We start from the raw sequence: 13,752 nt of genomic DNA, 5'->3' as shown, positions 1-13,752 counted from the left end.
GAGGCCTGCGCCTCACCGGAATGACGGTCCGGGTCCCGCACGCCCCGCTGGCACGCGGCTGCCGCCCCCGCGGCTGCCGCGCCCCTGCGCGCCGTGTGCACGGCCGACGGGTGCGGTACGTGATCGGCGACGAGCCCGGCCAGGTCAACGGCATGCGATGGCGCACGGGGTCCGCGCTGTAGCGAGCCCCGGCCGACGTACCGCACCACTCCTGTCGTACGTACGACCGCACCGTCCGACCACCCCGGTCGGGCGGCGCTCCGCTCATGGCGCATACGGCGAACCCACCCATTGCGATGTCGAGGAGCACGTCGGATGTCATCTGACTTCTTCATTCCGGACCCGGAGGGTCTGATTCCCAGCGCCGAGGGGTACTTCGGTGCGTTCGGCGGCAAGTTCATCCCGGAGGCGCTCGTCGCCGCCGTGGACGAGGTCGCCGTCGAGTACGACAAGGCGAAGGCCGACCCGGCCTTCGCCGCCGAGCTCAACGAGCTCATGGTCAACTACACCGGCCGGCCCAGCGCCCTGACCGAGGTCCCGCGCTTCGCGGAGCACGCGGGCGGCGCCCGGATCTTCCTCAAGCGCGAGGACCTCAACCACACCGGCTCGCACAAGATCAACAACGTGCTGGGCCAGGCGCTGCTCACCAAGCGTATGGGCAAGACCCGGGTCATCGCCGAGACCGGCGCCGGCCAGCACGGCGTCGCCACCGCGACCGCCTGCGCGCTCTTCGGCCTCGAATGCACCATCTACATGGGCGAGATCGACACCGAGCGGCAGGCGCTGAACGTGGCGCGGATGCGGATGCTCGGCGCCGAGGTCATCGCCGTGAAGTCCGGCTCCAGGACCCTGAAGGACGCCATCAACGAGGCGTTCCGCGACTGGGTCGCCAATGTGGACCGCACGCACTACCTCTTCGGCACCGTCGCCGGACCGCACCCCTTCCCGGCCATGGTCCGCGACTTCCACCGGGTCATCGGTGTGGAGGCCCGCCGCCAGATCCTGGAGCGGACCGGCCGGCTGCCGGACGCCGCCATCGCCTGCGTCGGCGGCGGCTCCAACGCCATCGGGCTCTTCCACGCCTTCATCCCGGACGCGCGCGTCCGGCTGATCGGCTGCGAGCCCGCCGGACACGGTGTGGAGACCGGCGAGCACGCGGCGACCCTGACCGCGGGCGAGCCCGGCATCCTGCACGGCTCGCGCAGTTACGTCCTCCAGGACGACGAGGGCCAGATCACCGAGCCGTACTCCATCTCGGCCGGTCTCGACTACCCGGGCATCGGCCCGGAGCACTCGTACCTCAAGGACATCGGCCGCGGCGAGTACCGCGCGGTCACCGACGACGCCGCCATGCAGTCGCTGCGCCTCCTCTCCCGTACCGAAGGGATCATCCCGGCCATCGAGAGCGCCCATGCGCTGGCCGGAGCCCTGGAGGTCGGCAAGGAGCTCGGCAAGGACGGGCTGCTCGTGGTCAACCTGTCCGGCCGCGGCGACAAGGACATGGACACGGCAGCCCGCTACTTCGGGCTGTACGGCGCGACCGACGGGGTCGTCGAGGCCGACGTGGCCGACGGGGAAGAGGAGGTCACCAAGTGAGCGGCAATGTGGAGTTGTTGAGTTCCTCCCTCGCGAAGGCGAAGGCGGAGGACAGGGCCGCGCTCATCGCGTACCTCCCGGCCGGGTTCCCGACCGTCGACGGCGCGATCGAGGCCGTGAAGGCGGTCGTGGCGGGCGGTGCGGACGTCGTCGAGGTGGGGCTGCCGCACAGCGACCCGGTGCTCGACGGACCGGTCATCCAGACCGCCGACGACATCGCCCTGCGCGGCGGTGTGAAGATCGCCGACGTGATGCGCACGGTCCGTGAGGCGTACAAGGCGACCGGTGTCCCGATCCTCGTCATGACGTACTGGAACCCGATCGACCGGTACGGCGTCGAGCGCTTCACCGCCGAGCTCGCCGAGGCGGGCGGCGCCGGGTGCATCCTGCCGGACCTGCCGGTCCAGGAGTCCGCGCTGTGGCGCGAGCACGCCGACAAGCACGGTCTCGCGACCGTCTTCGTCGTCGCGCCGAGCAGCAAGGACGAGCGCCTCGCCACCATCACCGCGGTCGGCTCCGGCTTCGTCTACGCGGCCTCGCTGATGGGTGTCACCGGCACCCGTGAGTCGGTCGGCGAGCAGGCCCAGGACCTGGTCCGGCGCACCCGCGCCACGACCGACCTGCCGGTCTGCGTCGGCCTGGGCGTCTCCAACGCCCGGCAGGCCGCCGAGGTCGCCGGCTTCGCCGACGGGGTGATCGTCGGCTCAGCCTTCGTCAAGGCGATGCTGGACGCCCCCGACGAGGCGGCCGGCCTGGCCGCCGTCCGCTCCCTGGCGGGCGGACTCGCCGAAGGCGTTCGAAAGCGTTGAATCGGGTGTAACCCAAACGGGTGGACCTGGACCGGGGAGGCACGCACGTGCCTCCCCGGTTCGTTGCTGCGGGTGTGAGCGAGAAGAACGAACAGGGAAAAAGGGCCGCGCGAGACCGGCTCGTACAGCAGCGCGAGCGCCAGAGGGCGAGCGAGCGCCGCAGGCGCACGCTGATCGTCGCCAGTGCGGTGGTGGGTGTGCTGGCGCTGGCCGCCGTCGTCGGCCTGATCGCCGCGAATTCGGGCGGCAAGGGTGACAAGAGCGAGGCGGGGGGCCCAGTCGCCGCCCCGTCCGGCGCGACCGGGAAGGACAGCCTGGCCATCCAGGTCGGCGCGGACGACGCCCCGTCCACGCTCACCATCTGGGAGGACTTCCGCTGCCCGGTCTGCGCCCAGTTCGAGAACGCGTTTCGCGACGCGATCCACCAGTTGGAGAAGACCGGGCAGATCAAGGCCGAGTACCACCTCGCCACGATCATCGACGGCAATCTCGGCGGCAGCGGCTCGCTGCGGGCGGCCAACGCGGCGGCCTGCGCACAGGACGTCGGCAAGTTCCCCGCCTACCACGACGTGCTCTACCGCAACCAGCCGCAGGAGGCCGACGACGCCTTCGGTGACAACGCCAAGCTGATCGAGCTCTCGGGGAAGGTCCCGGGGCTCGACACCCCCGATTTCCGCAGCTGTGTGAACGACGGCAAGCACGACGCCTGGGTCCAGAAGTCCAATACGGCGTTCCAGAACGGCGGATTCCAGGGCACACCGACCGCCCTGCTCAACGGGGAATCGATCTTCCCGAAGAAGGGGAACGAGCCGATCACCGTGGCGAACCTCAAGAAGTGGGTGGCCGAGGCCAACAAGGGCAAGAAGCCGGGCATGGTCACCCCGGCCCCGTCGGGTTCCTGACCGGTCCCCGGGCGGAGTCCGGCAGGGGAATCGATGACCTGCCCGTTACCCAGACGTTGTCGGGTGGGTTGCCGTACGCCCCACCCGGCAAGGTAGCGTCGACCCTGCCATGGACCTTGCCTTCATTCCCAGCCCGTCGACCGGCGTGATCGATCTCGGCCCGATCCCGCTCCGCGGCTACGCGTTCTGCATCATCATCGGTGTCTTCGTCGCCGTCTGGTTCGGCAACAAGCGCTGGGTCGCCCGCGGAGGCAGATCCGGCACCGTTGCCGACATCGCCGTCTGGGCCGTGCCCTTCGGTCTCGTCGGTGGCCGGCTCTACCACGTCATCACCGACTACCAGCTGTACTTCAGCGAGGGTGAGAACTGGGTCGACGCCTTCAAGATCTGGGAGGGCGGCCTCGGCATCTGGGGCGCGATCGCGCTCGGTGCCGTCGGCGCCTGGATCGGCTGCCGCCGCCGCGGGATCCCGCTGCCCGCCTGGGCCGACGCGCTCGCCCCCGGCATCGCCCTGGCCCAGGCCTGCGGCCGCTGGGGAAACTGGTTCAACCAGGAGCTGTACGGCAAGCAGACCGATCTGCCGTGGGCGCTGGAGATCAGCGAGGGCCCCAACCGGGTCGCCGGCACCTACCACCCGACGTTCCTCTACGAGTCGCTGTGGTGCATCGGTGTAGCCGTGCTGGTGATCTGGGCGGACCGCCGCTTCAAGCTCGGACACGGCCGGGCGTTCGCCCTGTACGTCGCCGCGTACTGCGCAGGGCGGGGCTGGATCGAGTACATGCGGGTCGACGAGGCCCACCACATCCTGGGCCTGCGCCTGAACGTGTGGACCGCGCTGATCGTGTTCGTGCTGGCGGTGGCGTACATCGTGATCTCGGCGAAGGTACGGCCGGGGCGCGAGGAGATCGTGGAGCCGGGCGCCGCGGAGGAAGCGGCGGACGGCAAGGGCGCGAGCGACGCCGAGGGTGTCGAGGACGCCAAGGACGCCAAGGACGCCAAGGACGCCAAGGGCGGCGCGGACAAGGGTCCGAAGGCCGACGGTGACGCCGAGCGCGCCGACGACTCCGACGACAGCGCCACCCGGACACCGGAGAAGAACGGCACCACGGGAGTGGCGAAGAACGGCTGAGCCGTGTGAATCCGTGCGTGGGGCCCCGGACCGCTGGTCCGGGGCCCCACGTGTGCTCTCAGCCGCCCGCCAGGGCCAGCGTCCTGCGGGCCGAGGCCACCACCGCCGCGTCGACGAACCGGCCGTCCGGCAGGGCCAGCGCGCCCTCGTCCGCCACGGCCGCCGCAACGATCTCCGCCGCCGCCTCGATCTCCTGTGGCGTCGGGCGGAACGCCCGCTCGATGACCGGGAGCTGGCGGGGATGGATCGCCGCCCGGCCCAGAAAGCCCAGCGCACGGCCGTGTGCGCAGGACGCCCACAGGCCGTCCAGGTCCCGGACGTCCGGGAACACCGACTGGGTGGGCGGGGCGAGTCCGGCCGCGCGGGCGGCGACCACCACCCGGCTGCGCGACCAGTCGAGCCCGATGTCGTCCCGTACCCCCAGATCGGCCCGGAGGTCCGCCTCGCCCAGGGCGATGGAGCGCACCTGGGGATGGGAGGCGGCGACCGAGTACGCGTGCTCGATGCCGAGCGCCGACTCCAGCAGCGGACAGAGGGCGACGCCCGGAGCCACGGCCGCGATGTGGTGGACGGACGCCGCATGCGTGATCTTGGGCAGCCGGAGCTCGGCGAGCCCCGGCAGCCCGGCCAGGGCGAGGACGTCCGCCTCGGTGTGGACCCGGACATGGATCGGCACGGCCGCCTCCCCGGCCGCTTCGGACAGCAGCTCGGCGGTGGCGGAGCGCGCGTACTCCTTGCGGTCCGGCGCGACCGCGTCCTCCAGATCCACGATCACCACGTCCGCGCCCGAATCCCGCGCCTTGCGCACCACCTCCGGCCGGTCCCCGGGGACGTACAGCCAGGTGAGCGGGACCGCCGCCGTCACAGCACGTGCTCCGCCCGCAGTGCCGCGATCTCGGAGCCCGACAGACCCAGTCCGGTGAGGATCTCCTCGGTGTCCGCGCCGTGCGGCCGGCCCGCCCAGCGGATCGCGCCCGGTGTCGCCGAGAGACGGAACAGCACGTTCTGCATCCGTAGCGGCCCCAGCTCCGGGTCGTCGACCTCGGTGACGGAGTCCAGGGCCCGGTACTGCGGGTCCTCCATCACGTCCCGGACGTCGTGGATCGGCGCGATGGCCGCCTCCGCCTTCTCGAAGGCCGAGACCGCCTCCTCACGGGTGTGCCGGGCGATCCAGTTGCCGACCGCCTCGTCGAGCTCGTCGGCGTGCTCGGCGCGGGTGGTGCCGACGGCGAACCAGGGTTCGTCGATCAGCTCCGCCCGGCCGACCAGGCGCATCACCCGTTCGGCGATCGACTGCGCGGAGGTGGAGACCGCGACCCAGTGCCCGTCCGAGGTGCGGTAGGTGTTGCGCGGGGCGTTGTTCCGGGAGCGGTTGCCGGTGCGCGGCTGTACGTAGCCGAGCTGGTCGTACCAGATGGGCTGCGGTCCGAGCACGGTCAGGATCGGCTCGATGATCGCCATGTCGACGATCTGCCCCTGACCGGTGCGCTCGCGTCCGGCGAGCGCGGCCATCACGGCGTACGCGGTGGCCAGCGCCGCGATCGAGTCGGCGAGCCCGAACGGCGGCAGTGTGGGCGGCCCGTCCGGCTCCCCGGTGATCGCGGCGAACCCGCTCATCGCCTCGGCCAGGGTGCCGAAGCCGGGGCGGTGCGCGTACGGGCCGAACTGCCCGAATCCGGTGACCCTGACCAGGACCAGCCGGGGGTTGGCCGCGTGCAGCTCCGTCCAGCCGAGCCCCCAGCGCTCCAGCGTCCCGGGCCGGAAGTTCTCGATGATTACATCGGTTTCGGCGGCCAGCCGGAGCAGGAGGCCGCGGCCGCCGGGAGTGGACAGATCGAGGGTCAGATTGCGCTTGTTGCGGCCGAGCAGCTTCCACCACAGGCCGACACCGTCCTTCGTGGGGCCGTGCCCGCGCGAGGGGTCGGGCCTGCTCGGATGCTCGACCTTGATCACCTCGGCGCCGAAGTCGCCGAGCATGGTGGCGGAGAGCGGACCGGCGAAGAGCGTGGCGAGGTCGATGACCCGCAGCCCGGTCAGGGGGGCCTGCGCGGGCGCCTTCACGCTGCGTCGATCTCGGTGCGGTACGGCATGGAGGTCGAGGCGCCCGGCCGCTGTACGCAGAGCGCGGCGGCCGAGGACGCCCAGGCCAGCGACTCCGGTACGGGCCGTCGTTCGCCGAGCGCGACGGCGAGCGTGCCGACGAAGGTGTCACCCGCCCCCGTGGTGTCGACGGCGGTGACCTCGGGGGCGGGGAAGAGGACGGGGTCGCCGCCCCTGGCCGCGTACAGGCAGCCCTTCGAGCCGAGCGTGATGACGACCGCGGGGACCTGGCTGAGCAGGTACTGCGCCGCCGCATGGGGGTCGGTGAAGCCGGAGAGCGCGGCCGCCTCGTGTTCGTTGGGGATCAACAGGTCGACGCAGTCGAGGAGTTCGGCCGGCAGGGGCTGCACGGGGGACGGGGTGAGGATGGTCCGGACACCCTGGGCGTGGGCCACCCGTGCGCCCTCGATCACCGCGGACAGCGGCAGCTCCAGCTGCAGGAGCAGCAGATCGGCTCCGGCGATGGCGGCCATCTCGCCGGGGCCGAGGGCGGTGACGGTGCCGTTGGCGCCGGGGACCACCACGATGGAGTTGGCCCCCGTGTCGTCGACGACGACGTGCGCGGTACCGCTGGGGCCCTCGGCGGTGTGCAGCAGATCGGTGTCGACGCCCGCGTGCTCCAGGCCGGTCCGGAGCCGGGCGCCGTACTCGTCGTCGCCCACCGCGCCGATCATCATCACATCGCCGCCCGCGCGGGCGGCGGCGACTGCCTGGTTGGCGCCCTTGCCACCCGGGACGGTGCGGAACTCCCGCCCGGTGACGGTCTCTCCGCGCTCCGGGGCCCGTGCGACGTATGCGACGAGGTCCATATTGGTGCTGCCGAGCACCGCGATGCCGGTCATGGGCACAGTGCCTCCTTCTGGGTGAGCCGGTGGGTCTGTTCGGCGAGTTCGTCGAAGCCGATGGAGTCGAAACCGGGGACGGACGAGGCGAGGCGGTTCTTCAGCGGGGTGGTCCAGCGGTCGGGCAGCAGCGAAGGGGCCCCGGCCAGCAGCCCGGCGAGCGAACCGGCGGTCGCACCGTTGGAGTCGGTGTCCCAGCCGCCCGACACCGCACGGCAGATGGAGTGCGAGAAGTCGCCGTCGGCATGGGTGAGGGCGGCGGCGAGCAGAGCGGCGTTGGGCAGCACATGGACCCAGTGGTAATCGCCGTACTCGGCGTGCAGCCGGTCGGCCACCGCGTCGAAACCGGCGCCGCCGCGGGCCGCCGCGACACCGAAGAGCACCGCGTGCGCGAACCGTGAACGCGGCGGGACGACGCGCAGCCCGGCGGCCAGACACCCGTGCACATCGCTCCCGCCCCCGGCCGCCTCGGCGAGCGCCGCGGCGGTGAACATCGCCCCGTACACCCCGTTGGCGGTGTGGCTGAGGACGGCGTCCCGATGTGCCTGTTCCGCCGCGGCCGCCGGGTCGCCCGGATGGGTCCAGCCATGCACATCGGCCCGGATCTGCGCGCCGATCCACTCCCGGAACGGGTTGCGGTACCTGGCGGTGTGCGGGGGCTCGATGCCGTCCAGCAGATTGCGGTACGCGACCCGCTCGGCGGTGAACGTCCGGCCTGCCGGGAGCTCGTCGAGCCAGAGCCCGGCGAGATCGCCGGTGGTGAACGACGGACCGTACCGCTGGAGCAACACCACAGTGAGCAAGGGGTAGTTGAGGTCGTCGTCCTCGGGCATGCCGTCGATGTTCTCGGCCAGCGAATTGGGCGCGGAGCGACGGTTCCAGGGGTAGGTGGCGGCCAGTGGGGCGGGCAGGTTCTCGGCGGTGAACCACGTGTTGAGCGGCCAGTTGCCGGTGGCGCGGGCCAGGGCGCGGATGCCGTCCAGCGGCAGCTTCTCGACGGGCTTGCCGAGCAGGCAGCCGGCCGCCCGGCCCAGCCAGGCGGCGTGCAGCCGGTCCCGGCTCACCGACGGCGAACCGGTGCGGGGCGCCGGCCAGTCCGGGCACGCGGCCCGGATCGCGGCCAGCTCCGTCGGCTCGTCCACCTCCAACGGCGAGTCCTGCAGGGCGAGTTCATCGAGCAGCCGCTCGGCGAGCGCGCGCAGCTCCGGGGCCGGCGGGCTGGACGCGCCCGCGCGCTCCGGGGCGGGGGCGCCGCCCGCCTCGTACCACCGGCGTGCGATGGCACGTGCGTCCCGCCCGTCCTCGGCCGCCTGGCGCAGCTCGTGCCCGACGAGGTCCTCGGGCTGCACCCATGTCACCCGTACGGTCATGGCGTGCCCGCCAGTGCGGCGAACGCCGACTCGTGCGCGCGGCGCCGGGCCGTGTCCCGTACGAACACCTCGCGGGCGATGTCCGCCAGGGTCCGTGCGGGTGCGTGCAGATCGAGGCGGCTGGCCTCGGCGACCGTTTTCACCCAGGCGGCGGGGATCGCCTGTTCGCCGTGGAGCGCCCCCGCGACGGCGCCGCTCATCGTGGCGATCGAGTCGCAGTCCCGGCCGTAGTTGACCGAGCCGAGGACCGCGTGCCGGTAGTCGCCGTCCGCGACGAGCAGCATCCCGAGCGCGATCGGGAGCTCCTCGATGGCATGCAGCCGGGACGGCCTGCGCGCGCCGAGGGACGGGGCGCGGTAGTCGGGGCCGACCGTGTCGAAGGGGGCGACGGCGGTACGCAGCGGGGTCAGCGCCGACTCGAAGTCGCTGTACCGGGCGGCCACTTCGCAGACCGCCTCGATCGCCGACCGGGTGCCGTCCCTGGCGAGCGACAGACAGGTGTCGACGACGCCGGAGGGTGTCGCGCCCGGAGCGCAGGCGGCGGCGACGGCCGCCGCGAAGACCCCGGCCGCCTCCCTTCCGTAACTCGACTGGTGGGCACCGGCGACATCCAGCGCCTCGGCGTACGCGGCCTCCGGGTGGGCGGCGTTGACCAGGCCGACCGGGGCCATGTACATCGCCGCACCGCAGTTGACGATGTTCCCGGTGCCCGCCTCGCGCGGATCGACATGGCCGTAGTGCAGCCGGGCGACGATCCACTTCTCGGCGAGGAAGATCCGCTGGAGCGGCAGTGCCTCGGCCTCCAGCTCCGGGATCCAGCGGGGGGTGGCGATCAGCTCGGGCACGAGATGACCGGCGACCGCGTAGGCGTCGAGATGGTCGCGCACGGCGCCGTACACCCGCACCAGCGCATGGGTCATCAAGGTGTCGTCGGTGATGTGCCCGTCGCCCTTGTGATACGGGGCGATGGGGCGCGCGGTGCGCCAGTTCTGGCCGTCCCACGGGCCCACGATGCCGTCGATCCGCCCGCCGTGGCGGGCCACGATCTGCTCGGGGGACCGGCCCTCCACCGGACCGCCGAGGGCGTCGCCGACCGCGGCGCCGACGAGTGCGCCCGTGATCCGTTCATCGAGTGTGAGTGTCGTGGGTCCGGCCCCGGACAGCGTGGGCGTCATGGATGTCATGTCCGGATTGTCCACCCATGGGCTTCGGTTCCGTGTCTGCCAGCAGCCCGGCGAGTTCGATGAGATCGGTCCCCGCGAGGCGGGGCAGCGCACAGCCCGCGAGGGTGCGGCAGGCCTCGCGCCAGCCGTCCGGGACGGCGCCGATACCGCCGAGCGCACCGGTCAGCGCGCCGGCCAGGGCGGGCGCCGAGTCGGCCACCCGCGACAGGCACGCCGCCGCGGGTACGGCCTGGGCGATCTGCCCGCGGGCGGCGGTGGCCAGGGCGAGGGCGACCGGGACGGTCTCGGCGGCGGCGATCCCGTAGCTGTAGACATGGTCGACGATCTGATGCTCCAGCACCGGTACGAGGGCGAAGGCGCCCGCCGCCTCTCCGACGAAGTCACGGGCGATCCGGACGGCGTGGGCGGCGTTGCGGGCGATCTCCGTGCCGTCGGGGAGCTGTGCGAGCGCGGCGTTGACCGCGGTGTCCACGTCCGCGCCGCCCAGCGCCTCGGCGATCGCCGCCGCCATCGCGCGGGCACCGTGCACCCCGTCGCCGTCCTGCGTGTAGCGGGCGTCGAACTCGGCGAGGTCGGCGGCGGCGGCCGGGTCCGCGGGGTGTGCGACGGCGAGCACGGCGGCCCGTACGCAGGCCGCGTCGTCGAAGTAGTGCGGGTTGTCGTGGCCGGTGGCGGGCGGGCGCAGCCCGGCGGCGAGATTGCCGAGCCCGGCCCGTACCGAGATCCGGGCACGCAGCGGGAGCACCGCGGACTCGACCTCGGGGGCACGGGCGGCAGCCGCGGCGACCTCGGCGGCCAGGGCGTTCCAGGCGACGTCGACGGCGGCCCGCATCCGGCGTTCGGAGGAGAGCCCGTGCAGCGGACCGGCCGCCGATGTGAGTACGGTCCCGGCGGCGAAGGCCGCCCATTCGGCGTCGTCGGAGGGCCCCAGCCGCAACGGTTCGGGCGGCTGGTTGAGCGCGATGGGGACGGGCAGCGTGGTGGTGGCGTTCTGCTCGGCGAAGGTGTCGAGCTCCCGGGTGAGACGCCGGGTCCACTCGGGCATCCGGGCCGCCCGGTGCCGTGCGGCGGGCCATCCGGCGGCGTCCCCGGAGGCGAGTCCGAGCAACAGCCCCTCGATCCGGGCCCGGTGCCCGACGGCGGGACGGGTACGGAGACGGGCGGCGGGGGAGGCGGGGGTGCGGGGGGTGTCGCGCGGGGGCGTGTCGGCCTCCGTACGGGGATCGTTCCGGGTCTCGCCCGCGTCCGCGGGCGGTGCGTGTCGTGCGCCCGCGTCCGTAGGCGAAGGGCGCTGGGCCGCCGCGTCCGCGGGCGGCGTGTGCCGCGCGTCCGCATCTGTGTGCGAACGGTGCCGGGCCGGGCCCTCGTCGTCGCCGTCGCGCGTTGTGACGTCCGCGTGCGGCGTGTGCACCTTGCCCGCCCGGCCCGCGTCGTCCGTCTCGTCCGGAGTGAGCAACTCCGCGATGTCCAGGACGTGGTGTCCCCGCATCGTCGGCAGGCAGCTGCCCCGGACCGGGCCGATGGCGTCCCCCCAGCGCCGCGGAATCGCGGACGCCCCGTGCAGGGCGCCGGCCAGGGCCCCGGCCACCGCCGCCGTGGTGTCCGCGTCGCGGCCCATGTTGACCGCCGTCAGCACCGCCGTACGGAAGTCGCCGCGCGCCGCCGCGAACGCGCCGAAGGCCAGGCCCACCGCCTCGGGTGCCAGGTCCGTCCACGGGTAGCCGCCGACCACCACCGCGGAGCGCACCGCGCGCTCCATGGTGAGCCGGTCGGGGTAGCCGCGCTGCGCGGCCGCCACCGCGCGCCGCAGCGAACGCGCCGTCCAGGAGTCCATCGGGACGACCGACAGCGCGGCGGCGATCACCGACGCGACCCCGGCTCCTACCATCGCGGCGGCCACCCCGGCCGCCACCGCCTGGCCGCCGTAGATGCCTTCCCCGTCATGGCTGACCCGCCCGTCCACCGCGACCAGCCGCGCCGCCTCGTCCGGCCGGCCGGCCGCGAAGACACCGAACGGCGCCGCCCGCATCGCCAGGCCGTCGCTCCAGGCGTGCCGGTGCTGGGCGGAGATCGGGGCGGCGAGCCCCCGGCGCAGATTCTCCAGCGTTCCCCGCTCGCTGAACCCGGCACCGCGGAACGGCCCCTCGTCGAGATCGGCGATCCACAGATGCCAGGCCCGCTCCACATGGGTGACGGTCAGCGCGGAACCGTGCCGGGCGAGCAGCAGCCCGGAGAAGATCGCGTACTCGGTGTCGTCGGTGCCCGCGGGGTCGTCGCTCACGAAGCCCTCGATCCGGCCCCAGCGGCGCCGGATCTCGGACGGCCGCAGATTCTCCGCCGGTGCCCCCAGCGCGTCCCCGACGGCGAGACCGAGCAGGGAGCCGCGGGCCCGGTCGACCAGGCTTCCCCAGGGCACCTCGCCCCGGCCCGCGCCGCCAGGCACCCCGGTTTCCGCGCCGCCGGTCCGCGGCTCTGCCGGATTTCCTGCGATCAACTCCATCGCGCCGACCCTTCGCTCGCACCGAGCCAGTTCTCGTACTCCTCGATCTGTCCCACGCGGAGCCCCGACAAAGGCCGACAGTCGCAACAAAAGGGCCAGTCGGATGACGGGTCAGAAGCAGGAAGGCAGGCCGTACTTACTTCCTCACGGAGGGTGGTAAGTACGGCCTGCCTTGCTGGCGGGGACCGTTTTTCGTGCGTACTTTCGATGGTGTCGAGCGGGGGCGGAGCGAGTGGATTCCGCTGCCGGAGAAGGGGAGAGCTGTGTCCATCATCGAGACCGACGCCGTACTGCACGAGGCACACCGCGACAACCACACCCACCGTGATGTGAACGGCGGCTGGCTGCGTCCGGCGGTGTTCGGTGCCATGGACGGGCTGGTCTCCAACCTCGCGCTGATGACCGGTGTCGCGGGCGGTTCGGTCTCCCAGCAGACGATCGTGATCACCGGTCTGGCGGGTCTGGCCGCCGGTGCGTTCTCCATGGCGGCCGGCGAATACACCTCCGTGGCCTCGCAGCGGGAGCTCGTCGAGGCCGAACTCGACGTGGAGCGGCGGGAGTTGCGCAAGCACCCCAAGGACGAGGAGCGGGAGCTCGCCGAACTCTACGAGTCCCGCGGCGTCGAGCCCGGGCTCGCCCGTGAGGTGGCGCGGCAGCTCTCGCGCGACCCGGAGCAGGCCCTGGAGATACACGCCCGCGAGGAGCTGGGCATCGACCCGGGCGATCTGCCCTCGCCGCTCGTCGCCGCGGTCTCGTCGTTCGGCGCGTTCGCGCTGGGTGCCCTGCTGCCCGTGCTGCCGTATCTGCTCGGCGCGAGCGCGCTGTGGCCGGCCGTGCTGCTCGCGCTGGCCGGGCTGTTCGCCTGCGGTGCGGTGGTGGCCAGGGTGACGGCCCGCAGCTGGCTGTACAGCGGGCTGCGTCAGCTGGTGCTGGGCGGGGCCGCGGCGGCCATCACCTACGGTCTGGGCACGCTGTTCGGCGTGGCCGTCGGGAGCTGACCCCATTCGAGGGTCCGCAGGTTCGAAGGTCCGGGCAGGTGCACCCGCGGGCGGGGGCGCCTGCCCGTAACGTGTCCGCCATCCGTGTGACGTACGTCTTGGTGGCTGCCACTGGGCGGAACGGTTCCCGCGGGCGTAAAATGAGTCCCTATGCAGGGCTACACATAAGTAGCCGTTACCCGGCGGTTTCATTTCCTTTGCCACCGGGCAAGCCGTAGACACCGCAGGCAACGACGCCTGCTCTCTGCGGTCCCCCTCGGGCGCCGATCTCCGACTGCGACCCACCCCACCGCCTCGGGCGGTGTCCGTATGTTGGAACGAA

The 13,752-nt window shown here is 72.7% G+C and carries 12 protein-coding genes and 1 pseudogene; 6 read left to right on the top strand and 7 right to left on the bottom strand.

Going from position 1 to position 13,752, the window contains the following annotated elements; genetic code table 11:
• The first annotated feature begins 20 nt into the window (after positions 1-20).
• From trpM to lgt, 5 genes are all read left to right on the top strand, one after another.
• A complete protein-coding gene (gene trpM / locus OG978_RS11130) occupies positions 21-182 on the top strand; it encodes a tryptophan biosynthesis modulator TrpM (RefSeq protein WP_326769995.1) in 162 nt (53 codons plus the stop codon).
• Between the two features lie 133 nt (positions 183-315).
• Positions 316-1,596 (top strand): tryptophan synthase subunit beta, encoded by a 1,281-nt coding sequence (trpB, locus tag OG978_RS11125; RefSeq protein WP_326765046.1) that lies wholly within the window; start codon positions 316-318, stop codon positions 1,594-1,596.
• Positions 1,593-2,405: a tryptophan synthase subunit alpha gene (gene trpA / locus OG978_RS11120; RefSeq protein WP_326765045.1), complete on the top strand. Its 813-nt coding sequence runs from the start codon at positions 1,593-1,595 to the stop codon at positions 2,403-2,405. Before trpB ends, trpA begins: the two co-directional genes overlap by 4 nt.
• A gap of 74 nt (positions 2,406-2,479) precedes the next feature.
• Positions 2,480-3,307 carry a DsbA family protein gene (locus tag OG978_RS11115; RefSeq protein WP_326765044.1) on the top strand — a complete coding sequence of 276 codons (828 nt, stop codon included), beginning with the start codon at positions 2,480-2,482 and terminating at the stop codon, positions 3,305-3,307.
• A gap of 109 nt (positions 3,308-3,416) precedes the next feature.
• A complete protein-coding gene (gene lgt, locus OG978_RS11110) occupies positions 3,417-4,436 on the top strand; it encodes a prolipoprotein diacylglyceryl transferase (protein WP_326765043.1) in 1,020 nt (339 codons plus the stop codon).
• A gap of 58 nt (positions 4,437-4,494) precedes the next feature.
• On the opposite strand, the gene OG978_RS11105 is transcribed toward lgt, so the two are convergent.
• The 7 genes and pseudogenes from OG978_RS11105 to OG978_RS11075 form a co-directional block, all read right to left on the bottom strand.
• Positions 4,495-5,301 carry an HpcH/HpaI aldolase/citrate lyase family protein gene (locus OG978_RS11105; protein WP_326765042.1) on the bottom strand — a complete coding sequence of 269 codons (807 nt, stop codon included), beginning with the start codon at positions 5,299-5,301 and terminating at the stop codon, positions 4,495-4,497.
• A complete protein-coding gene (locus tag OG978_RS11100) occupies positions 5,298-6,497 on the bottom strand; it encodes a CaiB/BaiF CoA transferase family protein (protein ID WP_326765041.1) in 1,200 nt (399 codons plus the stop codon). The genes OG978_RS11105 and OG978_RS11100 overlap by 4 nt, the downstream gene beginning before the upstream one ends.
• Complete coding sequence (rbsK, locus tag OG978_RS11095; protein WP_326765040.1) at positions 6,494-7,378, bottom strand: ribokinase; 885 nt, start codon at positions 7,376-7,378, stop codon at positions 6,494-6,496. The genes OG978_RS11100 and rbsK overlap by 4 nt, the downstream gene beginning before the upstream one ends.
• The gene (locus tag OG978_RS11090) at positions 7,375-8,748 is read right to left on the bottom strand and encodes an ADP-ribosylglycohydrolase family protein (protein ID WP_326765039.1); all 1,374 of its coding nucleotides are present in this window, start codon (positions 8,746-8,748) and stop codon (positions 7,375-7,377) included. The genes rbsK and OG978_RS11090 overlap by 4 nt, the downstream gene beginning before the upstream one ends.
• A complete protein-coding gene (locus OG978_RS11085) occupies positions 8,745-9,932 on the bottom strand; it encodes an ADP-ribosylglycohydrolase family protein (RefSeq protein WP_326765038.1) in 1,188 nt (395 codons plus the stop codon). The genes OG978_RS11090 and OG978_RS11085 overlap by 4 nt, the downstream gene beginning before the upstream one ends.
• A complete protein-coding gene (locus OG978_RS11080) occupies positions 9,874-11,052 on the bottom strand; it encodes an ADP-ribosylglycohydrolase family protein (RefSeq protein ID WP_326769994.1) in 1,179 nt (392 codons plus the stop codon). Before OG978_RS11080 ends, OG978_RS11085 begins: the two co-directional genes overlap by 59 nt.
• Positions 11,053-11,526: 474 nt before the next feature.
• Positions 11,527-12,432: pseudogene (locus OG978_RS11075) on the bottom strand (ADP-ribosylglycohydrolase family protein); the annotation flags it as partial.
• A gap of 263 nt (positions 12,433-12,695) precedes the next feature.
• Between OG978_RS11075 and OG978_RS11070 the strand changes: the two are divergent.
• Positions 12,696-13,430 carry a VIT1/CCC1 transporter family protein gene (locus tag OG978_RS11070; protein ID WP_326769993.1) on the top strand — a complete coding sequence of 245 codons (735 nt, stop codon included), beginning with the start codon at positions 12,696-12,698 and terminating at the stop codon, positions 13,428-13,430.
• The last annotated feature ends 322 nt before the right edge of the window (positions 13,431-13,752 follow it).

Source organism: Streptomyces sp. NBC_01591 (genome assembly GCF_035918155.1).
Classification (GTDB): Bacteria; Actinomycetota; Actinomycetes; order Streptomycetales; family Streptomycetaceae; genus Streptomyces.
Note: the sequence above shows the minus strand (reverse complement) of the source record. Positions and strands in the feature narration are given on the sequence as shown.

Bases quoted from the DNA above. Each gene is read 5' to 3' on its own strand.
- trpM (WP_326769995.1), top strand. From the start codon at position 21: ATGACGGTCCGGGTCCCGCACGCCCCGCTGGCACGCGGCTGCCGCCCC.
- trpB (WP_326765046.1), top strand. From the start codon at position 316: ATGTCATCTGACTTCTTCATTCCGGACCCGGAGGGTCTGATTCCCAGC.
- lgt (WP_326765043.1), top strand. From the start codon at position 3,417: ATGGACCTTGCCTTCATTCCCAGCCCGTCGACCGGCGTGATCGATCTC.
- rbsK (WP_326765040.1), bottom strand. From the start codon at position 7,378: ATGACCGGCATCGCGGTGCTCGGCAGCACCAATATGGACCTCGTCGCA.
- OG978_RS11090 (WP_326765039.1), bottom strand. From the start codon at position 8,748: ATGACCGTACGGGTGACATGGGTGCAGCCCGAGGACCTCGTCGGGCAC.
- OG978_RS11085 (WP_326765038.1), bottom strand. From the start codon at position 9,932: ATGACATCCATGACGCCCACGCTGTCCGGGGCCGGACCCACGACACTC.